The sequence below is a fragment of the Alteromonas sp. CyTr2 genome, from assembly GCF_947311905.1.
GTDB lineage: Bacteria > Pseudomonadota > Gammaproteobacteria > Enterobacterales > Alteromonadaceae > Alteromonas > Alteromonas macleodii.
This window is the reverse complement of the sequence record NZ_CAMZMZ010000005.1, coordinates 36822-58220: the sequence shown is the minus strand read 5'-3', so window position 1 is coordinate 58220 and position 21399 is coordinate 36822. Positions and strand designations below refer to the sequence as shown.

General features: G+C 45.2%; 22 protein-coding genes and 1 tRNA gene. 9 read left to right on the top strand and 14 right to left on the bottom strand.

The window, feature by feature from the left end; genetic code table 11:
* Window positions 1-42 precede the first annotated feature (42 nt).
* The 10 genes from QME20_RS04785 to QME20_RS04740 all read right to left on the bottom strand — a co-directional run bounded on the left by QME20_RS04785 (window position 43) and on the right by QME20_RS04740 (window position 8627).
* On the bottom strand, window positions 43-1155 hold the full coding sequence (locus QME20_RS04785) for a flagellar basal body P-ring protein FlgI (protein WP_014948600.1): 1113 nt from the start codon (window positions 1153-1155) through the stop codon (window positions 43-45).
* A 22-nt stretch (window positions 1156-1177) separates the two neighbouring features.
* A complete protein-coding gene (gene flgH / locus QME20_RS04780) occupies window positions 1178-1858 on the bottom strand; it encodes a flagellar basal body L-ring protein FlgH (RefSeq protein ID WP_014948599.1) in 681 nt (226 codons plus the stop codon).
* Between the two features lie 11 nt (window positions 1859-1869).
* Window positions 1870-2658 (bottom strand): flagellar basal-body rod protein FlgG, encoded by a 789-nt coding sequence (gene flgG, locus QME20_RS04775; RefSeq protein ID WP_014948598.1) that lies wholly within the window; start codon window positions 2656-2658, stop codon window positions 1870-1872.
* 46 nt (window positions 2659-2704) lie between these two features.
* The gene (locus QME20_RS04770) at window positions 2705-3448 is read right to left on the bottom strand and encodes a flagellar basal body rod protein FlgF (RefSeq protein WP_014948597.1); all 744 of its coding nucleotides are present in this window, start codon (window positions 3446-3448) and stop codon (window positions 2705-2707) included.
* Between the two features lie 224 nt (window positions 3449-3672).
* Window positions 3673-5058: a flagellar hook protein FlgE gene (gene flgE, locus QME20_RS04765; RefSeq protein WP_101563668.1), complete on the bottom strand. Its 1386-nt coding sequence runs from the start codon at window positions 5056-5058 to the stop codon at window positions 3673-3675.
* Between the two features lie 14 nt (window positions 5059-5072).
* Window positions 5073-5759 carry a flagellar hook assembly protein FlgD gene (gene flgD / locus QME20_RS04760; protein WP_012517628.1) on the bottom strand — a complete coding sequence of 229 codons (687 nt, stop codon included), beginning with the start codon at window positions 5757-5759 and terminating at the stop codon, window positions 5073-5075.
* A gap of 31 nt (window positions 5760-5790) precedes the next feature.
* Window positions 5791-6213 (bottom strand): flagellar basal body rod protein FlgC, encoded by a 423-nt coding sequence (gene flgC, locus QME20_RS04755; RefSeq protein ID WP_012517627.1) that lies wholly within the window; start codon window positions 6211-6213, stop codon window positions 5791-5793.
* Between the two features lie 2 nt (window positions 6214-6215).
* Entirely contained in the window at window positions 6216-6650 is a 435-nt protein-coding gene (gene flgB, locus QME20_RS04750) for a flagellar basal body rod protein FlgB (RefSeq protein ID WP_014948594.1), read from the bottom strand.
* Between the two features lie 201 nt (window positions 6651-6851).
* Window positions 6852-7682: a protein-glutamate O-methyltransferase CheR gene (locus QME20_RS04745; RefSeq protein ID WP_014975874.1), complete on the bottom strand. Its 831-nt coding sequence runs from the start codon at window positions 7680-7682 to the stop codon at window positions 6852-6854.
* Between the two features lie 15 nt (window positions 7683-7697).
* Window positions 7698-8627 carry a chemotaxis protein CheV gene (locus QME20_RS04740; protein WP_014948591.1) on the bottom strand — a complete coding sequence of 310 codons (930 nt, stop codon included), beginning with the start codon at window positions 8625-8627 and terminating at the stop codon, window positions 7698-7700.
* 277 nt (window positions 8628-8904) lie between these two features.
* On the opposite strand from QME20_RS04740, the gene flgA reads away from it, so the two are divergent.
* The 3 genes from flgA to flgN all read left to right on the top strand — a co-directional run bounded on the left by flgA (window position 8905) and on the right by flgN (window position 10524).
* Entirely contained in the window at window positions 8905-9621 is a 717-nt protein-coding gene (gene flgA / locus QME20_RS04735) for a flagellar basal body P-ring formation chaperone FlgA (protein ID WP_156079100.1), read from the top strand.
* Between the two features lie 102 nt (window positions 9622-9723).
* Window positions 9724-10053: a flagellar biosynthesis anti-sigma factor FlgM gene (gene flgM, locus QME20_RS04730; RefSeq protein ID WP_014948589.1), complete on the top strand. Its 330-nt coding sequence runs from the start codon at window positions 9724-9726 to the stop codon at window positions 10051-10053.
* A 39-nt stretch (window positions 10054-10092) separates the two neighbouring features.
* A complete protein-coding gene (gene flgN / locus QME20_RS04725; RefSeq protein WP_156078006.1) occupies window positions 10093-10524 on the top strand; it encodes a flagellar export chaperone FlgN in 432 nt (143 codons plus the stop codon).
* Window positions 10525-10670: 146 nt separating this feature from the next.
* Here the strand turns inward: flgN and QME20_RS04720 are convergent, their stop codons facing one another.
* Window positions 10671-11156, bottom strand: a complete 486-nt coding sequence (locus QME20_RS04720) for an LPP20 family lipoprotein (protein WP_156078005.1) — start codon at window positions 11154-11156, stop codon at window positions 10671-10673.
* A gap of 300 nt (window positions 11157-11456) precedes the next feature.
* Between QME20_RS04720 and QME20_RS04715 the strand changes: the two genes are divergently transcribed.
* The 4 genes from QME20_RS04715 (at window position 11457) to smrA (ending at window position 14204) form a co-directional block, all read left to right on the top strand.
* Window positions 11457-12638 (top strand): flagellar assembly protein T N-terminal domain-containing protein, encoded by a 1182-nt coding sequence (locus tag QME20_RS04715; protein ID WP_156078004.1) that lies wholly within the window; start codon window positions 11457-11459, stop codon window positions 12636-12638.
* A 484-nt stretch (window positions 12639-13122) separates the two neighbouring features.
* A tRNA-Arg gene (locus tag QME20_RS04710) sits at window positions 13123-13197 on the top strand.
* Window positions 13198-13329: 132 nt separating this feature from the next.
* Entirely contained in the window at window positions 13330-13455 is a 126-nt protein-coding gene (locus QME20_RS04705) for a hypothetical protein (protein ID WP_014948577.1), read from the top strand.
* 161 nt (window positions 13456-13616) lie between these two features.
* A complete protein-coding gene (gene smrA / locus QME20_RS04700; protein ID WP_014975863.1) occupies window positions 13617-14204 on the top strand; it encodes a DNA endonuclease SmrA in 588 nt (195 codons plus the stop codon).
* A gap of 170 nt (window positions 14205-14374) precedes the next feature.
* Here smrA and QME20_RS04695 read toward each other — a convergent pair whose 3' ends face one another.
* Together QME20_RS04695 and purL are read right to left on the bottom strand one after the other, a co-directional pair.
* A complete protein-coding gene (locus QME20_RS04695) occupies window positions 14375-14515 on the bottom strand; it encodes a hypothetical protein (protein WP_162889815.1) in 141 nt (46 codons plus the stop codon).
* 259 nt (window positions 14516-14774) lie between these two features.
* Window positions 14775-18662 (bottom strand): phosphoribosylformylglycinamidine synthase, encoded by a 3888-nt coding sequence (gene purL, locus QME20_RS04690; protein ID WP_156078003.1) that lies wholly within the window; start codon window positions 18660-18662, stop codon window positions 14775-14777.
* Window positions 18663-18838: 176 nt separating this feature from the next.
* Here purL and mltF point away from each other — a divergent pair, with 176 nt between their 5' ends.
* Window positions 18839-20242, top strand: coding sequence for a membrane-bound lytic murein transglycosylase MltF (gene mltF, locus QME20_RS04685; RefSeq protein WP_061094420.1), 1404 nt, complete (start codon window positions 18839-18841; stop codon window positions 20240-20242).
* Between the two features lie 267 nt (window positions 20243-20509).
* Window positions 20510-20665, top strand: a complete 156-nt coding sequence (locus tag QME20_RS04680; RefSeq protein ID WP_014997583.1) for a hypothetical protein — start codon at window positions 20510-20512, stop codon at window positions 20663-20665.
* 101 nt (window positions 20666-20766) lie between these two features.
* Here the strand turns inward: QME20_RS04680 and tadA are convergent, their stop codons facing one another.
* Window positions 20767-21390, bottom strand: coding sequence for a tRNA adenosine(34) deaminase TadA (gene tadA / locus QME20_RS04675; RefSeq protein WP_049585992.1), 624 nt, complete (start codon window positions 21388-21390; stop codon window positions 20767-20769).
* Window positions 21391-21399 lie beyond the last annotated feature (9 nt).

The following is a 21399-nucleotide window of genomic DNA, read 5'->3' as shown; positions in this document are numbered from 1 at the left end:
GACTTTATTTTACTAACGTCTCGTAAATGCTCTTTGCTCGTTTTAAATAATAACGAGCTCTCCACGCAATGCGCCTGCTTGACGTAATGCTTCCAAAATTGCCATTAAATCGCCCGGCGCAGCGCCCACCTCATTTACCGCGCGCACAAGCTGGTCCAGAGTAACGCCTGGCTCAAACTTAAACATGCGGCTATCTGCCAAATCGACATCAACAATCGACTGAGTGGTAACGGCAGTTTGCCCTTCACCAAACGCGTTAGGTTGAGAAACTTGCTGATTTTCAGAGATGGTCACCGTTAGCCCGCCGTGAGTAATTGCTGCTGGTAACAAGCGAACGTCACTGCCAATAACAATGGTGCCTGTGCGGCTGTTTATTACCACACGCGCTGGCGCATCAGCTGGTGTAAATTCGAAGTTTTCTAAGGTAGCCAAAAAGCCCACGCGCTGACCGACGTCTCGCGGGGCCGACACGCGAACAGACGCTGCATCAATGGGCTTAGCAATAACGTAGCCATTTTCCGGCTGTGCACCTAAGCGCTCGTTGATCGTATCTGCAAGCGACTTGGCTGTTGAGAAATCTGGATAATGGAGGTTAAGCGTTAACGTGTCGCCATTGGCAAAGCCTGTTGGTACAGATTGCTCTACCATCGCACCGTTTGGAATTCTTCCTACCGTTGGCGTATTAACAACAATACGAGAGCCATCACCGCCTTGTGCGCCAAACCCGCTCACGACTAAGCTGCCTTGCGCTACAGCGTAGACTTTACCGTCAACACCGCGAAGAAACGTTTGGAGCAGCGTTCCGCCTTGAAGACTGGCCGCCTCGCCAACTGAAGAAACCGTAATATCAATGGTTTGTCCGGGTTTTGCAAAAGCAGGCAGGTCGGCGTGTACCGCCACTGCGGCCACGTTTCGTATTTTTGGCTTGGTGTTAGCGTCAAGACTGATACCAAAGTTGCGCAGCATGGTTCTGAAACTTTGTTCGGTAAAAGGGCTTTGTTCACCCGTTCCAGGCAAACCTACAACAAGACCATATCCCACTAATTGGTTACTACGTACGCCTTGAATACTCGCTACATCTTTAATGCGCTGCGCACCTGCCTGTAAAGATAAAAGCATTGTGAAAACGGCTAATACTACTGAAAACAAACGCATGTTCACTCTCCTATCCTAAAACCTAAAGAGGCCACCAAGCAGAATCAAAGAACTTGGTTAACCAACCCTTTTCTTGTGCTCGCGCAAAACTTCCCGTACCCGAATATTGGATACGCGCATTTGCAACCTTAGTGGACACGATTTCATTCTCGGGACTAATGTCTGCCGGACGAATGATGCCGGTAAGACGGATATATTCATCGCCCTGATTCAGGGTTAGCCACTTTTCGCCACGAATAACAAGGTTGCTGTTAGGAAGTACGTCGACCACAGTAACGGAGATAGCGCCGTTTAAGCTGTTGCTTTGGTTAGCTGTGGCATCACCGGAGAAATCTCGGGATGAACTTATTCCCAATTGTACGGACTCTCCGCCAATATTTATCGCTTGCCCAGCTAGCCCGGTTATAGGGTTTAGATTGACGTTTGAATCTTTCGCTGTGCTAGTGTCGGCTGATTTGCTCGCTTGGGTATTCTCGCTTAACGTTACAGTGATGATGTCACCGACTCTTCTTGCGGTAACGTCAGAATATAAGTTGTTAGCAAGCTGCGAACGAAAAAGCGAGCCATCTTCTACTACCGTTTCACGCGGGTAATCTGGCACTACCGGTGCAAACGACGGGTCGTTTGCCTGAACGGGAGGCTCGTTTGTACTGGCGCAACCGCCAAGTATCAGAAGTGCAGCAGATAAACCTAAAATACGCATGATGCTACCTACTAAAGTTGCTGAATAACCTGACCAAGCATTTGGTCGACCGATGAGATAACCTTTGAGTTCATCTCATACAAGCGCTGGCTTTCGATAAGGTTTACTAACTCTTCGGTCACGTTTACGTTAGACGTTTCCAACGTGCCTTGTGAGATATAACCCAAACCTTGCAGACCAGGGATCCCCTGAATAGGCGCACCGCTTGACGCTGTCTCTACATAAAGGTTTTGTCCGGTTGGTTGTAATCCGGTTGGGTTAACAAAGTCAGAAATATTAAGCTGACCGAGTACCTGCGGTTCAGCTTGGCCCCGTATGCTCACGCTAATTTCACCATCTTGAGAAATTGTGATTTGTTGCGCATCTTCGGGAATAGCCACTTCAGGCTGAAGCAAAAAACCCGCGCCGGATGTAACAATTTGGCCTTGGTCGTTCAGTGAAAACTGACCATTTCTCGAATATGCTATGGTGCCGTCGGGCTGCAATATTTCAAAGTAACCACGACCTTGAATTGACATATCAAGCGCGTTTTCAGTGGTTAACAGGTTACCTTGCGTATGTGCTTTTTGAGTAGCTACGACCTTCGAGCCTGAACCAAGCATAAGCCCAGAAGGTAGCTCTGTGTCGGCTGACGAACGACCGCCTGGCTGATTGATATTCTGATAAAGCAAATCTTCAAACACCGCGCGGTCTTTTTTAAAGCCCACTGTTGATGCGTTTGCTAGGTTGTTAGACACCACGGCCACATCAGTCTGTGCGGCGTCTAGTCCGGTTTTACTTATCCATAGTGCTGGATGCATGTTAACCTCCGACGTTGCTCATAGGGCAACGGTGATAAAAATTCTTTTACAGGATGCGTAGTAGCTGATTACCGCGAGTATCAAGCTCTTCTGCTTGCTTCATCATTTTGACTTGAAGCTCGTAGTGACGCTGCAGACTTATCATGTCCACCATTTCGTCAACAGCATTAACGTTGGAACCTTCAAGCATGCCCGACATTACTTTTACGTTGGCATTGGCTGGCGCTATTGAGCCATCTTCCATTCTAAATAAGCCGTCATTGCCACGTTCCATGTCTGCATAGTTTGGACTAACTAATTTAAGTCGCCCCACTTCTTCAATAACATTGGCAGGGGCACCTAACTGTCTCATCGACAACGTGCCATCGGCGGCGATATTGAGGTTATCTAAAGGAACAGGAAGGAATATTGGCCCATTGTCACCAAGCACGACGCGATCGTGGATATCTGTCAAAATTCCGTCATCGCCTAACTTGAAATTTCCATCACGCGAGTACGCTTCTTGACCATTTTGATCTTGTACAGCGAACCAACCATCACCTTGAATGGCTACGTCTAAATCGCGATCTGTTTTAATCATCGGGCCCGACTCGTAATTATTCGACGGACTTTCTGTCATGGAAAACACGCGAGTCGGCAAACCTTCGCCGTAGGCCGGCATTGACCTTGCCTGCTCTAACTGCGCTCTGAATCCCGTTGTCTGTGCATTAGCCAAGTTATTGGCCCTAATCCCTGTTCCTAGTAGGTCTTGGGAGGCGCCACTTGCTGAAATATAGAGAAGTTTGTCCATGACTGACTTTTGACTCTGATTAAACCTTAAACAAGATTTTGCAAAGGCAGTGCCAATCTGTGGATATTTAGTGCAATTGAAAAATAAGGGCGGTATTGAATTGATATATATAGAAAAATAAAAAGGTCGCATTGTTGCGACCTTTCTAAATCGGGTCAAATAGGTACGGTTTTCCGCGCCTAAAATTTGCCGCTTAGCAATCTGCTAATGTAGCTTACTGCAAACTATCGAATGTTAAGGATAGTCTGGTTTAGCGAGTTGTTCACTTCAAGCGCACGCGAGTTTGCCTGGAAGTTACGCTGAGCGATAATCATATCGATGAGCTCAGTGGTAAGGTTAACGTTAGCTTGTTCTAGCGCCGAAGAGTTAATTTCGCCGAAAGTACCAGTTGTTGCTTCACCCGCTAGTGCCTCACCAGAAAGAATACTTTCCTTCCACTGAGTACTGCTCTCTTGAGTTAGGCCTTGTTCATTAGAAAAGCGAACCAAAGCGACACGAACAATAGGTTCAGACGTACCATTAGAGAACGTTGCACGAACCAGGCCGTCAGGACCGATATCGATACCCGTCAATCGACCTACAGGCAAACCATCCTGTTCTAATGATGTAACCTCGAACGCAGAGGCGAACTGAGTCGGCTCATTAGGCGTAGCGCTATTAACATCGAGGTTGAAATCTATACTTATTTGCTGCGTAGGATCTGAGCCATTAGCAAGAATACCTGCGCCTAGCGCTTCTGTTTCCATTTTGAAATCAAGTGTAGGTAGGCCATCAGGCGTTTCCATACCAGCGAAATCACCGCCTTGAGAGAAGATGAGTTTAGATGCTGTTACGGCGTTACCAGTGTTACCACCGACACTATTTACTGCTGTTGCTGGGTCTGTGTCATTACCCGCTGAATCTGTCATATCAACTAGCGTGTCATCGATTGCAGTAGCAACATACCACTCATTATCAACACCCGGTGTCGCATCCTTTATGAAGTAATAGGTCATTACGTGACTATCACCTAACGAATCGTAAACGGTTACCGATGTTGCTGCGTTGTAGGTAAGCGGATCTTCAGGGTCAAAATCTTGTGGATCTAGGGCTGCATCACCAGCAGGCAAGTTCATTCGAATGTCAACTTCTGTGGTTTGTGCGGGAGAACCCGAAGAATCTGGGATACGTACTGGCTCTGTAGTACTAAGTGCTACCGAGGCACTTGTACCATCAGAGTTAACGGGGAAACCCAATAAGTTATCGCCGTTACTGTTAACCACGAAATTGTCGCTATCTAACTTGAACTGACCCGCACGTGTGAACGAGAAGTCGCGAGACGTAATTTCAGGTACTGTCGCAAAGAAACCATTACCTGTGATCGCCAAATCGAGCGAGGTATTGGTAAACTGAAGGCTACCTTGAGAAAATTGCTGAGCAACTTCTTGAGTGAGTACACCGTCACCTACTTTAGTTTTACCACCTGAAAGCAGTGATGCCGCATAAACATCGCCAAATTCAGCGCGAGATTCTTTAAAGCCAACTGTATTTACGTTTGCGATGTTGTTGGCGGTTACATCCAAATCTTTTTGTGCGGCTGATACGCCACTCAGTGCAATATTAAAAGACATTATTGATTCTCCTACTAACTGCCGATTTGAATGACGTCATCAAGATTGATACTGACATCACCATCCAAATTCAAAATTACGCCTTGACCACTACCAGCCAAGCTTACACTTCCAACATGGCGATTAACGGCGGTATTCAGCTGAACACCTTCTCCATTCAACTCGCCAGTGGCACTGATAACATATTCACCCGGTGCCATCTGGTTGCCATGCTTATCTTTGCCATCCCATTCAAACTCAATGTTGCCAGCGCTTTGTGTGCCTGCATCAATGGTTTTTATGACTTCACCAAACTGGTTCTCAATAGTGATCGTCATATTCTGAACTGTTTTTTCATTCACGATGACACCCGAAATGCCATCGCCTTCATTGGCCATATAACCCACGTTACCTTGAACCAGCACGTTTTGCCCGATAAGACTAGAAGCTTGTAACGCTTGATTCGATGTCATTGAAGCTGCAAACGACTCAAACTTTTCGTTAAGTTGGGAAATACCGTCTGCCATCGTAAATGATGTCATCTGCGCTACCATTTGATCGTTATCAACGGGTGCAGTGGGATCCTGATTGGCTAACTGCTCAGTTAACATTGAGAAGAAATCTTCCTGGGTTAACTGCTGCTCGGTGCCGTCAGCTATTTTGACGGTTTCCTCTTGCCAATACAGATCAGTATTTAAGCCAGTATTGTTTATGGTATTCACTGAGTAATCCTCACATTATTCAAGCGGCAAGTTACTGCCCTTGACCTAGCTGCAATACGCGACGGAAAATACGCTTTGTGGTGTCCGCAACCTGCACGTTAGTTTCATACGCTTTGGACGCTGACATCATATTCGCCATCTCTTCCACAATGTTCACGTTGGGTTTATAGATGTAGCCGTTTTCATCTGCCATCGGGTTATTAGGTGAATACTCCACTTGCAAAGGAGCATCACTTTCTACAATCCCCTTTACTTGAACACCTGCACCTTTCGACTGGTCGCGCATTGCATCTTGCAACGCCGTAGCGAAAACTGGATGGCGAGCTCGGTATGTTTCGTCATAGCTGCTGCTAACCGAGTTAGCGTTGGCAATATTACTTGCCGTAGTATTAAGACGTACATTCTCCGCCTCCATACCCGTACTCGAAATTTGCATTACATTAAATAAACTCATGACTACTGGCCTCCTGAGCTAAGCGCTTTTTTCATGCCTTTAATTTTTCCGTTCAAAAATTCTAGGCTGGCTTGGTAGCGCAATCCATTGTCTAAAAACCGATTTCTTTCCGCTTGAACTTCAACCGTATTACCGTCGCCAGTGTCTGGTTGTGTTGGGATGCGGTATTGCATGTCAAAGTTTGCCGCTACTGACGTCGAATTGCCGCTTAAGTGGCGATCATTTGTCCGCACCATTCCTGAAGAAGCGTGATTGGCTGTACCACCAGATGCTTCTCGCATAGCCGACTGCATTGCTTTATTAAAATCAATGTCCCGCGCTTTATAACCAGGCGTGTTTGCGTTCGCTAGATTTCCAGAAATCACTTCCATACGCTCTGTGCGTATAGTGAGTGCTGACTCATGAAAGCCAACCAGCTTATCTAGGTTAATAGCCATAACATGACCTCTGACATACTAAAAATTTGTTCGTGGTGACAATGTAAGCGGACAATTAAATATCGAATCTTGCCGTTTTACTGTCGTTTGTAGAAATAGTTAGCAAGGCAAATGCCATAATGAGATTTTGACGGAGGGTGTAAGTCAAAAGTGTCGACCTGATCGTAAAAAAAGTATTAGTTATCAGGCCGATAAGTTAGATCATTTTTTTTGGTAGTAAAGGCCAGGGTGGCACTTAACCATACTGTAGGTATCACTTGCAGCGCTGATTGATTCAGAGGCGCCAAGGAAAAGCACACCCTGAGGCTGCAGCTGTCCGGCAATTTGTTGCAGGATGCGTTGTTTTACTTCGGCCGAGAAATAAATCAAAACATTACGGCAAAAAACGATATCAAAGCGGCCAAGTGCTGCATAGCTCGAAAGTAAATTTAGACTTCTAAAGCTTACCATCCGACGAACGTCGGGTTTTACCTGCATAAGCCCGCTATCATTTTGCTGGAAAAAGGCCTGTCTCCTTTGCGGGGACAATCCCCTTGCAAGGGACAGTTCGTCATAAATACCTAACTCACACTTTTGCAGCATTTCTGACGATAAATCTGTAGCAACAATCTCAACACCCGCTCTTAATGCACCTGGCCTTTGGCGCTGATATTCAAGTACAGACATCGCAATAGAATAAGGCTCTTGTCCAGACGAACAAGCGGCACTCCATATGCGAAGCTTCTGATTTTTTGCCGATAGTGTTGGTAGTAACTCTTTTACAAGTAAATCGAAGGGATAGTTGTCTCGAAACCACAACGTTTCGTTTGTGGTCATTGCGTCAATAACGTTCTGTAGTAAGGTTCTGTCGAACCCTTTCACAACCACGTCAATCAGTTCGTCAGCAGACTCATACTTATGCTTATAGAGTAATGAAGCTAAACGGCTGCGCACCAGGTATTGTTTATTATCACCTAATACTATGCCGCATTGCTTTTCCAAAAACTCTCTAAACTTGAGGTAACTTGCTGGCGAAACGTCTTTATTAGCCAATCCTATCTTGCTCCGTTATTCGCACTCAGTCATTAGCCACTTTTGTACCGCGGTAGCAAGTTCATCGGGATGGAATTTCGCGATAAAGTCATCAGCCCCTACTTTTTGCACCATAGCTTGGTTGAAGACACCACTGAGCGACGTATGCAATACAACATGAAGCTTTTGAAGTTCAGGCGTATTCTTAATTTCGGCGGTTAGTGTATAGCCGTCCATTTCTGGCATCTCGATATCTGAGACCAGCACGCCTACACGGTTCGTTACATCGCCGTACTCTTCCGCAATTTCTTTAAGCCTGTTTAATGCTTCAAGACCGTTTTTAGCTAGCTCAATTTCTAAGCCTAGTGAAGTTAGGGCCTTTTTAACCTGGTTTCGCGCTACCGCAGAGTCATCTGCAATAAAGATAATTTTGTTTTCTTGGCCTTCGGTTGTCAGACCTTCTGCCACCTCAGAACTTACTTCGGCATTCAACGGAGAAATTTCATTTAAAATTTTCTCAACGTCTAGAATTTCAATAAGTTCATTTTCAACTTCAGTCACCGCCGTTAAATAGCTTGCTCTGCCAGTACCTTGGGGTGGCGGCATGATCGCATCCCAATTGGTGTTGATAATACGCTCTACGGCACCCACCAAAAAGCCCTGAACTGAACGGTTATATTCCGCAATGACAATAAAGGCATTAGAGAGATCTTCAATTTTACGGCCGCGTGTTGCCATACTTAAATCAATGACCGATATAGTTTGACCACGGATGTGCGCCACACCACGAACCAACGGGTTTAATTTCGGCATTGCTGTTAGCGGAGGACACTGAAGCACTTCCCGCACTTTAAAAACGTTAATTCCAAAGCGTTGGCGGCCGTTCAGTCTAAACAGCAGCAACTCTAAGCGATTCTGCCCAACAAGCTGCGTGCGCTGGTTTACTGAATCTAAAATCCCCGACATAGGTCACCTCTAAGTAATACTGGGCATGATCATTGCCTCTTATGATAAAGATAGACAATATCACTAAATTTTTGCAGGTCAAACGACAGAAAAATGACACTAAATAGCATTTTTCAGTCTTTAGTAGGGTTTATACCTTAACTTAGTCAATGATCCTGCGTTGACGCTCGTGCTTGTAAACCTTATGGATTTACTTTGGCTGTTATTTATTTGCACTAAGCAAACCGGCCGTATTAAGCATAGTCAATAACTTGTAAACTGAACACGAAAAGTCATGATGAAAAATATGAACGCCAAAACGCGCCTTACATTCACACGATTACTGTCATTGACCGTTTTCAGTGTGCTTTCTATGAACTGCTTGGCGACACAAACCAATCACAAACAGGTTGAAGAAGGCGCAAAACAATACCTAATAACTCAACTTGCTGATAATACGCAGGATACTAGCATTGATGTGTCTATTGTGAAGATAGACGATAGGATAAATATTCCTGACTGCCCAACTGGGTTCGAATACAATGCGTCGCAAGAAGCGCTGAGCCAATCGTATATATCAGTTAGAGTGAGCTGCAGAAATAATGAATGGTACCTTTTCACCAGCGGGCAAGTAACGCGTACCAAAGAAATTGTTGTCACTCAAGGCGCAATAAGTCCAGGAACCGTACTGACATCATCGAATCTGTCTCTGGCAAAAGTTGATGTAAGACGATTACGCTATACCGCATTTACTGAGCTAGAAGCGCTTATTGGGGCTAGAATAAAACGCCGAGTGACTGACGGACAAGCTATACAGTCAAATATGCTATGCTTTGTGTGCAAAGGCGACAGAATTACCATAACTGCTGAGGTAGCAGGTATGGAAGTGAAAACAGCCGGAATCGCTCAGCAAGACGGTGTCGTTGGTGACAATATTAAGGTAATTAATGCCAGTAGCCAAAAGGCGGTGATAGCAAGAGTCGCAAGCCCTGAAGAAGTCGTGATACACTTATAAACGACGCAGCGAATATCTACTTTTTTGTTCACAATTTAGCTAAAGAAATTAGCCAAAAGGCCGATATACTTTACAGAGGCGAAAAAGTAGTGAGGACTAATTATGGCAATTAATAATATAAACAATGGGTTACCTAAAACACCCGTTGATAATGGAAAGGTTGCGCAGCAAAACCAAACGCAGCAATCTCCACAGCAGGCATCAACACAGGCTGCGCAAACCGCATCAGTTCCGCGTCAGGATTCTGTATCGTTGACGCAATCTGCTCAGCAGCTCAACCAGGTTCAGAAGAAAGGTTCGGAAGCGCCTGTGAACCAAGATAAAGTCGATCGCCTTAAGCGAGCGATTCAAAGTGGCGAGTATAAAGTTAATCCTGAAGTGCTTGCCAACAAGATTGCAAAACTAGAAGGTGAGATTTTTGGCGCTAAATAATGAGCGACAAAACTCGTAACTAACCAGAAGAGAGCTAACGTGACTGAACAAGCAAGCCAATTGACACAAGCACTAATAAAGCAAGTGGAGCAACTGTCTTCACTTGCCGTATTGCTTGAAAAAGAATTGCAACTTATCAGTTCGCGAGACGCCGAATCTTTAATGAATTTGTTAGACGAAAAGACAGCACTGTTAACGTCTATTCAGGCTCTCGATGGAAGCATTGAGCGCACAATTAGCGATCAAGGCTCAATGTCAGAAGAAGATGATGCATTAATGGCTAATGCAAAGAAACTTCTGGACGATTGCAAATACCGCACGCAGGTCAATCAAAAAGCCGTAGAGCAAGGACAGCTACGCCTCACACACTTACGTAACTTGATGATGGAAGTTCGTGCCAAAGAATCGCTCACCTATGACAAAAAAGGAAAGCCGAAAGGCGGGACTTTAGGGTCGGGAGTGAGCGCCTAATTTTTTTGCGATTTCAGTAAACCTCACTCAGCGAGCTTTAACCATTAAGCCTTAACCGGTAAAAGTAAATTATACCTCTGTGTATTTGCGCATGTTTTAAGACTTCACGATACAGCCACTTGCGCAAACACCCCTTTCGCTATCGTTTAATAATACTTAACATCCTTTACTCGGCGCGGTTTTGCGGTCGACAGATATATATCGTAAACCTGCTGCATATCTAAAGCGAGTTCGGTGACGTATGTATCTTCACCTACCGGATAGGCTTTTACGACTTCAGCGCCTCTAATGACCCCCTCTACAGATGCTCGCAATGTTTCGCTATCTATAACCAAGTGAGACAGAGACTGATTGCCTTCAATTTTTTGACCATAGACTTGTTCAGTTAGCTCTCGGTATGCATCTAATTTTGACGCTTTCATCGCCAATATAAGCTTCATGCTGTCGCTTTCGCCATGCTGAGAAGAAATTGGCGCATAGCCTACCGCCTTGAGCACGGGATAGCTTTCTGGTTCTATTGTTTCCCACTCAACGTGTTTATCAATAATGCCGCATCCACCAGTGCTTATTGCTAAACCAAGAAAGCAAGACAGCAGCAGCGATTTTGATTTATGTATTTTTTTCAAGCACATAGTTTCATTTCCAAATTGCATTATTAATAAAATCAAATGTGTAGTTATGCTGCTCTCGTCGGTGGCAGCTTTGTAACTACGAGATACCGCCATACTCGCGGTAGCAGATTTTGACGTATTTAAACTGACGCTTTTTACAAACCTTTAGCAAGATACGCGTTGCAAGATATGTGCAAGATATGCGCCCGATTGATTTAATGAAGACCAAACCACATCAATTGGCACTCTTTTCGCATACTTCGCCTTATAAACCGGGCGCTTTGCATAGCGCAGTTAGACAACAACCTCCAGAGGTGTGCGGTGCGATATATTAGCAAAACAACGCTGGTAACTATTTTAAATGCTGTCGTGGCGGTAATTTGCCTGTTTGCATTTTTCGTTGGGCAAGCAAATGCCGTGTGGTACGAGGCTACAGGACAGGCTGTGGTGCGAAATGGTGATAAAGAAACTGCCAGACATGCGGCTACCCAAGAGGCACTTAAGCAAGCCATGCTTTTTGCAGGCGCATCAGTTCATAGCGTCGCCAAGCTTACAAATGGTCTTCTTAAAAATGAAGAGATGACCATTCGCTCTACCGGCGAAGTTGAACAACTGGAACTGGTTGATGAAGTTTATAGCGGCGATGTGATTACGGTAAGTATTCGCGCTGACATTTTTCCAAGAGGAAAAGTGTGTGCCGCACAAAATGACCAGAAACATTTCGCTACCACACATTTCAGGGTACGTAACAGAGCGCAACTAACACAGGGTAATATTCCCAACTTCGATGCTTCATTCACCCATCAGTTAGCGCAGGCCATGCGAAATAAAACTGAAAACCTAGATATTATCTATATCGCGCCACATACTGCAAAATTTGACAGTCGATATACTGACCAAAATGTACGCACGCTTTCAGCGCAAAGTAATACTCAATTTGTGCTGGTGGGCATGATAGATGATTTAAGCGTGACACGGGAAGAGGCTTCGGTTTTTACACCGTGGCGTGAGGGTACTTCTCGACGCTCCTTTGCTATGACCATTCAAGTTTATGACGGCATTAATGGAGGCCTGTTGTTGACTAAGTCTTATCAGAATCAAGGAGAATGGACATTCGACAGATTCGAAGATGTAGATGAATTTTCGACGAAGTTTTGGCAGTCGCTTTATGGGCAAACTGTCAACGCGACAATAGCAGAAGCGATTGAAGACATAAAAGAAGCCACTGCATGCCAGCCAATGACAGGTAGAGTGATTAATGTTGCCGGCGATAAAATTTCTGTATCGTTAGGCAGAGACAATGGCATTTCTGAAAAAGATGAACTATACCTTTATCAAGCTAAAGAGATTGTCGATAACCGTGGCCGTAAATACTTACAGTACTCGCTATATCCTGGCAAATTTGTAGTGAGTAGTGCCTACGGTAATTCGTCTCTAGTAGTAAACGAAGGTGCAGGAATTATCGCAAACATTCAAGAACACGATTTTGTAGTAAAAAAATAGTCTTTCTCGATCTGCCTTAAACAGTTTAGAGTTCCCAGTTTATATAGTACTTTCGTCATCTAAGTGAAATAATTGCCTTTGGAAATGTATCGAACATCAATTACTTCAAGCATTGAATAAAGTGTAACTATAATCTTTTACTTCAATTCGTTTTTGTTAGAATCCAAACTATCGTAGGGATTTTGTTCAACAAAACATGCTGTTTTATCCAACAGCGGCATATAAAATTATCAAATTGAACAATCCCCATACACTGCTCTTTAGATTTACGAGACTAGCGGTACACTTTGATATTTAAAAATACGCTGACCATAGCCAAAGCCCTCGTATCTACGAGGGTTTTTTATATGCATTAGAAAACCAGGCCATGGGCACATTACTTTCACGTCAGTGACAGAGACGTTCTTCTCATAGCGCTGCACCTTGTTGACAAAGGGTTTCGTATTTTCCCGAACTACGTATAATAAAACTCCCTACGCATTAGGTCCCCATAGTTTAATGGATAAAACAAGGCCCTCCTAAGGCTTAGATGTTGGTTCGATTCCAGCTGGGGACGCCATTAATTGCGCAACGTTTCTGCTTTTTAGTAAAGATGCTTATACACACCGTCGCCTGTAATATTGAAGAATTTATTATACTTTGGTTGTAATTTAGCCAATTTAAGTAATACTCTTCAAAACAGGAGAGCATTATGACTTTCGATTTCCCCCCACCTGATAACGCTGATAGTTGTGCCGAAACAGCTGAGCAGTGCCCATTTTCTGAAGAAGAGTGGGATGCTATTGAAGCTTTAGCGGAACCCGGTGCCATTTACTAAACGATGATTTTTAGAATTTAATCCCCACTTTATAATTACACTGCAATCGACGGTGCTGCTGTTCGTTGCGCCCGGTGATATATCGAGCGGTTATGCTCCATAGACCAACGGGGCAGAAATAGCGTATAAAAGATAGAGAAGTAGCTTATACGGGGATTAATATGAGCCAATTTGAAAACGACGATATCGATTCGTTTTTTGCAGAAATGCAAGATGTAAAACCAATCGCTTCAGATGATAAGGCTTTATTACACGATCCTGAAAAAGCGCTCGCTGAAAAACAAAAAAGAGCGGCTAGGCAGTTAGGCGTCCGCGAAAAACTCGCTAACCCACTGAGCATGGAAGGTGTGAAGCCGGTACCCCCTGATGATTTTATACACTTCCAGCAGCCCGGTATTCAAGACGGTGTTTTTAAAAAACTTCGCCTTGGTAAATATCCATTAGAGGCCAACGTAACACTTTCAGGAAAAACCTTAGAACAAAGCCGAGACCTGATTTATAGCACCATTAAATCTAGTCACGAACGCGGGGTTCGTGCACTGCTCATAAAACATGGAACAGGTGAAAATAGCAAACCCTTTCCCGCTTTGAAAAAAAGTTATGTTAACCATTGGCTAAGAGAACTAGACGAAGTCATTGCCTACCATACGGCTCAACCGATGCACGGAGGCTTTGGTGCTACATATGTGCTTTTGAAAAAACATCCGCAGCAGAAATTAATTAACAGAGAAAAAAATAAGAAAGGATAAAATGAGAGGCAATAACTCGTTGAGTCAGCTTTGCTTTTTTGGGCTTGTCTTTAGGTGTAGCTTTTAGGCTTTTCTCATGAAGCGCTATATGCTGAACGTTTTTATTGTCCCCTAATGATTAACGCCCGTATCAAGCAACTTGATACGGGCGTTAGAATTTTTCTTTCAGACTACTTAACTGAAGACTGCACACTTAGCGTTGTTGGAGCTTCGGCAGACTTCGCAGATGTGCTAAAAACAGCAGTTACGAACATCAGCACTACAGCTACAGCCACTCCGGTTAAGCCAAACCCTTTAGAAGAACGATTCATCGGTCGTCTCTTATTATTTAAACCAGCCGGCACATGCCTTTCACTGGTACAACCCTAACTCAACTCCTGTAACCTAATTGCATTCCTTGCTTGCACTACAATAGATCAGTGACAAACTGATGACAAGGGCAAAAATCAGATTTTTGACACTTTGCCAAAGCTTTGACACCTATTTATGGTATGAACGTTTATTAAACAGTATTTTTTCGAAAGATAAACAGGGGTTTCCCCCTGTTTTTATCGAACTAACAGTGCTTTGTTACCCAACAAATTTACGGGCATTTCTGAAGATACGCATCCACGCACCATCTTCTTGCCAATCGTCTGGACGCCACGAGTTTGCCACGGCTCTGAATACACGTTCAGGGTGCGGCATCATGATGGTGCTGCGTCCGTCTAGTGAAGTTAGACCTGTGATCCCCTGCGGTGAACCATTCGGGTTTGCCGGATATTGCATGGTTGGCTTGCCGTAGTTGTCTACGTAACGCATCGCCACCTGCGCGCCTACTTGTGACAGCGCGTTGTCATTGGCAAATTCAGCCTGACCTTCACCGTGCGACACAGCAATAGGCATACGCGAACCTGCCATGCCATCAAGCAGCACAGACTTAGACTCCATCACTTCGACCATTGCAACACGAGCTTCAAATCGCGCCGACTGGTTGGTCACGAAATGTGGCCAATGCTCAGTACCTGGAATCAGTGATTTAAGGTTCGATAGCATCTGACAGCCGTTACACACACCTAAGCTGAACGTATCGTTACGGTTGAAGAAGCCTTCAAACTGGTCGCGAGCCATGCTGTTGAACAATATAGATTTCGCCCAACCTTCACCTGCACCTAATACATCGCCGTAAGAGAAACCGCCACAAGCCGCAAGGCCCGCAAACTGTTCAAGGGTAATGCGACCAGACAACACGTCACTCATGTGCACATCGATAGCATCAAAGCCTGCACGGGTAAATGCAGCCGCCATTTCTAGATGCGAGTTTACGCCCTGCTCTCTTAATATCGCCACTTTTGGCTTAACGCCTTTGGCAATATAGGGCGCTGCTACGTCTTCGTTTACATCATAAGACAACGCAGCATGCAAACCTGGGTCGGCAGCATCTTGCTTTGCCGCGTGTTCTTGTTCAGCACATTCAGGGTTATCACGCAGTTTCTGCATTTCAAACGTGGTTTGTGCCCACGTCGTACGCATTGATACGCGGCTATCTGCAAGTACAGCAACGCCACCGCGACTAAACTCAATCATGTCGGTGCTATTAAGCGTACCGATATCGTGAGTCAATTCAGTTAAACCGAATTCAGTCAGTACTGCGTTAACGGCATCCATATCGCTTTCAAGCACTTGGATTACGCCACCTAGTTCTTCATTGAACAATACGGCAATGTCGTTTCCAACTAGGCTATCAAGGTTAATGCTTACACCTGTTTTACCAGCAAAGGCCATTTCAGCAACGGTGGTAAACAGGCCACCGTCTGAACGGTCGTGATAAGCACACACCAAGCCTTTTTCAATTAACGTCTGCATTGCGTCAAAGAAGGCTTTAAGGCGATTTGCAGAGACCACATCTGCTGGGCTATCACCAAGCTGAGTATAGACTTGTGCCAGGCAGCTTGCGCCCAAGCGATTTTTCCCTTCGCCCAAGTCGAGTAGCAGCAAGCGGCTTGCGCCTTTGTCTGTACGTAGCTGAGGCGTTAGGGTTTTGCGAATATCTTTTACTGCGCCAAAGGCAGAGATAACGAGTGATAGCGGAGAAGTCACCGCTTTATCTTCACCGTTTTCATTCCATGCGGTTTTCATCGACATAGAGTCTTTACCCACAGGAATGGTTAGGCCAAGCTCTGGGCAAAGCTCCTCACCCACTGCTTTAACCGCTTCATAAAGACCCGCATCTTCACCTGGATGTCCAGCTGCTGCCATCCAGTTTGCTGACAGTTTAATGCGCTTAATATCGCCGATGTTTGCTGCGGCAATATTGGTTAACGCTTCACCCACAGCAAGACGTGCAGACGCGCCGTGCGATAGTAACGCGACAGGCGTACGCTCACCCATCGACATCGCTTCACCGTGGTAGGTGTCAAACGCTGTTGCAGTAACCGCCACATCTGCCACTGGCACCTGCCATGGGCCTACCATTTGATCGCGACTTACAAGGCCGGTAACCGAACGGTCGCCAATGGTGATAAGGAAGGTTTTCTCTGCCACGGTAGGCAAAGATAAAATGCGATTTGCTGCATCACTTAAGGTAATGCCTGCCTCGTTTAGCGCTGGCGAGCTAACCTTGGTCGAGCTTACGTCGCGGTGCATTTTAGGCGGCTTGCCTAAAAGTACATCAAGAGGCATATCGATAGGTTTGTTGTCAAACTGGCTGTCGTTCAGGTTGAGGTGCTGCTCGGCAGTGGCTTCACCAACCACAGCAAACGGCGCGCGTTCGCGGGCACAAATTGCTTCGAACACTGGCATATTTTCAGGCGCGACAGATAAAACATAGCGCTCTTGGGATTCGTTACACCATAGCTCTAAAGGTGTCATACCTGGCTCATCTGACAATACTTTTCTAAGTTCAAAGTTACCGCCGCGGCCACCGTCATTAACCAGCTCAGGCAGTGCATTTGAAAGACCACCTGCGCCCACATCGTGGATAAACTGGATAGGGTTGTTATCCCCCAACTGCCAACATGCATCAATCACTTCCTGACAGCGACGCTCCATTTCAGGATTATCTCGCTGTACTGAAGCAAAGTCTAAGTCTTCGTTTGATTGGCCAGATGCCATTGATGAGGCTGCACCGCCGCCAAGACCAATGTTCATTGCAGGGCCGCCAAGCACAATAAGCTTAGCGCCTACCGTAATTTCGCCTTTTTCAATATGCTCGCGACGAATATTACCTAAACCACCAGCTAACATAATAGGTTTGTGATAGCCGCGCACTTCAACACCGTTGAAGCTATTGACTTCTTGTTCAAAGGTACGGAAATAACCCAGTAGCGCAGGACGACCAAATTCGTTGTTAAACGCTGCGCCACCTAGTGGGCCTTCAAGCATAATATCAAGGGCGCTTACAATGCGCTGTGGCTTGCCGTATTCGAATTCCCACGGCTGTTCAGCACCAGGAATACGTAAGTTAGATACGGTAAAACCAACCAAACCCGCTTTAGGTTTTGAACCACGACCAGTAGCACCTTCATCACGGATTTCACCACCAGAGCCTGTTGCCGCACCTGGGAAAGGTGAAATTGCCGTTGGGTGATTATGGGTTTCTACCTTCATCAAAATATCAATATTTTCATGATGGTATTCGTATTGGTGTGACTGCGGGTTCGGGAAGAAACGACCTGCTTGCCACCCTTCCATTACCGCTGCGTTATCTTTGTAAGCTGAATACACATGATCAGGTAACAACTCGTAGGTGTTTTTGATCATTTTAAACAGCGACTTTTCTTGGTCCTCGCCGTCAATGGTCCAGCTAGCGTTAAAAATTTTGTGACGACAGTGTTCAGAGTTTGCTTGCGCAAACATATAAAGTTCAACGTCAGTCGGGTTTCTGCCTAGCTTAGTAAAGCTATCAAACAGGTAGTCAATCTCATCATCAGCTAAAGCAAGGCCTAACGACACATTTGCATTAACTAGCGCGTCTTTGCCTTCGCCTAATACATCTACACTGGTAAAAGTATTGGCTTCGGTATGTGAAAAGAGTACCGCAGCTTCATCAGTATTGGTGAACACTGATTCGGTCATTCTGTCGTGTAAGAAACTAGCGATAAGCGCAAAATCATCTTCACTCACACCGTTTTCTGTTTCTATATAAAACGCACAACCACGTTCTATGCGGTTGATATTTTTTAGACTGCAGTTGTGAGCGATGTCGGTGGCTTTAGAAGACCAGGGAGAGATAGTGCCGGGGCGAGGAGTAATGAGGAAGAAGGTTCCAGAAGGGGTTTGTGCTTGCCTCGCGGGGCCGTAAGTGAGCAGCTTCTCGAGTATCTCTATTTGCTGCTTAGACAAATCACCTTGGGAATCGACTAGGTGAACATATTCGCTATATAGGTTTTTAACCCTAACGCCGGATTGACCCAGCTTTGCAATCAGTTTAGTTTGGTTAAACTCTGATAGTGCAGGAGCGCCTCGAAGGACCAACATATTGATTTACCTGGTTTGTTAGAAACAACGACCACCAATGCGACGCGTTGCCTCTTGGATTGATGAGTATTTCGGCGCGGATTATAGAGTAATTATGCGCAGTAAGTAACCTCATAACGCGCTTACATGAACTTTTTTTTAAACTTAGATGGTTTAATGACAACAAGTAAAGGTCTATGCAGTCACAAGACTATAAAAAACGATTAAAACTACAATTAATAATCATATTATCTATTGCTGTTATAAGTTGTGGCGTTCCTTCCGTACCCACTGCCCTTTCTTCATTGTTGGAACGAGAGTCGATCCGCGTCGGAACTGTTTATGGTGCAGGAACATTTTATAACGGCGCAGAGGGGCCGCAGGGTTTTGAATATGAACTGCTGGCAGGATTTGCCGATTACCTTGGCGTGACGCTCGACCTTTACCCCTTCTACAGCTATGAAGTCATGTTAGAACAGTTAGAAGAAGGTAATCTGGACATTGTCGCGACAGGCGATGCGGTAACGCCTTCACTTAAAAGTCGTTTTGCTTACGGTCCAGCCTATCAACACGTTCAACAAGAGCTCGTCTTCCAAGCAGGGACATCGAGACCTAGAGACTTATTAGAACTTGATGCCCCTATTGTTACTGTGGCAGGTAGCAGCCAAGCTCACTTACTGTCTAATTTATTAGACGAGGTAACCGACCAAGCAAGTGATGGTGAAAGCCCAATAATAAAAACCCAACTTGTTACCACCGAAGATTCTGACTCCGAAGAACTGTTGCAACAAGTTGCCAATGGCGACATTGCTTATACGGTAGCAGACAGCAACCGTCTAGCCCTTCAGCGCAGGCGATATCCTAACTTAGCCGTGGCAAAAACCCTTAATGAAGATATGCCGATGGCGTGGGCACTCCCATTACATCAAGATGACTCAGTGAAAGCAGCGCTGATTGAATATTTTGGTACTGTACATCAGTCAGGCTGGTTTACGGTGTTAGAAGACAAGTACTTTGGCCATATTCGCCAGTTTGATTACGTCGACAGTCGTGCGTTTAATTATGCCGCCGAGACAGCACTTGCCCAATACAAACCCTTATTTCAACAGTATGCAGGTGAATTAGACTGGCGACTGCTTGCGGCCATGAGTTATCAAGAAAGTCACTGGGACAGTGACGCTATCTCAAGAACTGGCGTTCGCGGTCTAATGATGCTCACCATGGATACGGCAAGTGACTGGAACGTAGATGACAGAACCGATCCTGAACAAAGCATTCGCGGAGGCTCTCGTTATTTTGCCAGTTTGCTCAATCGCATACCTGCGCGAATTAGCGAGCCAGATAGAACCTGGATGGCTATGGCGTCGTATAATATCGGTATGGGCCATTTAGAAGACGCACGCATTCTTACCGAGCAACAAGGTGGCAATCCAGACCTTTGGGTAGATGTAAAGCGTCGCTTGCCACAGCTTAGGCAAAAGAAATATTACCGTACTACTCGCTATGGCTATGCAAGAGGCGATGAAGCGTTACAGTATGTAGAAAATATTCGTCGTTATTATGACAGCTTAGTATGGTTGGACGAACAAGGAAAAATTTGACGCAGTTCACCTTGCTTCTCTCTTGAAAACTGTCATTTCGATGTCATCTTTGTACTGTACCCTAAAAAGAAGTTAGTCAGACACTGACTTACTTTCTCAGTAATAATTATTTTCTCAACGATGACAAGCTCTAGAAGAGCTGCAGCTCTTAAATGACAACATCTCTCGAATAACGTGAGACTTGTTCAAATAAAGAGAGCTGCGCACGAAGGAAGAAAAGTGGTCACGAAAAACATAAAGTGGCCACAACGCGAGAAAGGAGAACAAATGAAAAAAAATCGATTTATGAAAAAAGGAATAAAATTGAAAAACAACAACAGACGCAGACTTATGCTCAAGCGTTGTCACCAAAAAGTACTTCAGCGCCGCAAGCTATTTGTTACCAGCGATATGTTCACTCAGTTAACCCGTACGCCTAGCTAAATAGCTATAAAGCTTTAGGGTTCACTGATTAAACCTGCAAACGATAAATCAATTAGGCGAATTACTCTACTAAGCACATCTTCAAGCGGTACCATAAAACACTAGTTTGAAGCATCCCCCTCTAGCAGTCTTTTCGCCTTTTTGGCAGCCTTTATTTCTTTCCTGCGCTTGCGAAAAAAATCTGACAATTTGTTAGCACATTCGTCAGCTAATACGCCAGATACAACCTCAAGTTGATGATTAAGCGCAGGATGTTGCAATAGGTTCATGACCGAGCCCGCAGCGCCTGTCTTCGCATCCTTTGCGCCAAACACCACCCGCTTTACCCGTGCATGTACCAGCATACCTGCGCACATAGAGCAGGGCTCTAATGTCACATACAACGTAGCATCAATAAGTCGGTAGTTTTGCACCGCAGCTGCTGCTTCTTTAACAGCGCGTAGCTCTGCATGCGCAGATGGGTCATTATCCGTTATCGGCGTATTGAAGCCTTCACCGATAAGCTCACCGTTTAATACTACGCAGGCGCCGACTGGCACCTCACCAATCGACTCAGCCTTATCGGCAAGCGTTAACGCATGCCTCATCCACATTATGTCTTCTTCTGTCGCGATGTCTTCCATTGCGATTTCAGTCAACGGCTCCTGCACAGCCTCTTTTTCTTGCGTTTGCTTGTTTGCAAGGTCGAAGTTTGGTGTTGGACGGTTGCTATTTTGGTCACTCATTCGTCAATT

Coding starts and splice junctions, on each gene's coding strand:
- flgC (WP_012517627.1), bottom strand. CDS start 6,213: ATGAGTTTATTTAATGTAATGCAAATTTCGAGTACGGGTATGGAGGCG.
- QME20_RS04770 (WP_014948597.1), bottom strand. CDS start 3,448: ATGGACAAACTTCTCTATATTTCAGCAAGTGGCGCCTCCCAAGACCTA.
- flgH (WP_014948599.1), bottom strand. CDS start 1,858: ATGCGTATTTTAGGTTTATCTGCTGCACTTCTGATACTTGGCGGTTGC.
- flgA (WP_156079100.1), top strand. CDS start 8,905: ATGAAAAATATGAACGCCAAAACGCGCCTTACATTCACACGATTACTG.
- flgB (WP_014948594.1), bottom strand. CDS start 6,650: ATGGCTATTAACCTAGATAAGCTGGTTGGCTTTCATGAGTCAGCACTC.
- smrA (WP_014975863.1), top strand. CDS start 13,617: ATGAGCCAATTTGAAAACGACGATATCGATTCGTTTTTTGCAGAAATG.
- flgE (WP_101563668.1), bottom strand. CDS start 5,058: ATGTCTTTTAATATTGCACTGAGTGGCGTATCAGCCGCACAAAAAGAT.
- purL (WP_156078003.1), bottom strand. CDS start 18,662: ATGTTGGTCCTTCGAGGCGCTCCTGCACTATCAGAGTTTAACCAAACT.
- QME20_RS04680 (WP_014997583.1), top strand. CDS start 20,510: ATGAAAAAAAATCGATTTATGAAAAAAGGAATAAAATTGAAAAACAAC.
- tadA (WP_049585992.1), bottom strand. CDS start 21,390: ATGAGTGACCAAAATAGCAACCGTCCAACACCAAACTTCGACCTTGCA.
- QME20_RS04785 (WP_014948600.1), bottom strand. CDS start 1,155: ATGCGTTTGTTTTCAGTAGTATTAGCCGTTTTCACAATGCTTTTATCT.
- flgM (WP_014948589.1), top strand. CDS start 9,724: ATGGCAATTAATAATATAAACAATGGGTTACCTAAAACACCCGTTGAT.
- QME20_RS04720 (WP_156078005.1), bottom strand. CDS start 11,156: ATGTGCTTGAAAAAAATACATAAATCAAAATCGCTGCTGCTGTCTTGC.
- QME20_RS04705 (WP_014948577.1), top strand. CDS start 13,330: ATGACTTTCGATTTCCCCCCACCTGATAACGCTGATAGTTGTGCCGAA.
- QME20_RS04740 (WP_014948591.1), bottom strand. CDS start 8,627: ATGTCGGGGATTTTAGATTCAGTAAACCAGCGCACGCAGCTTGTTGGG.
- mltF (WP_061094420.1), top strand. CDS start 18,839: ATGCAGTCACAAGACTATAAAAAACGATTAAAACTACAATTAATAATC.
- QME20_RS04695 (WP_162889815.1), bottom strand. CDS start 14,515: ATGAATCGTTCTTCTAAAGGGTTTGGCTTAACCGGAGTGGCTGTAGCT.
- flgG (WP_014948598.1), bottom strand. CDS start 2,658: ATGCATCCAGCACTATGGATAAGTAAAACCGGACTAGACGCCGCACAG.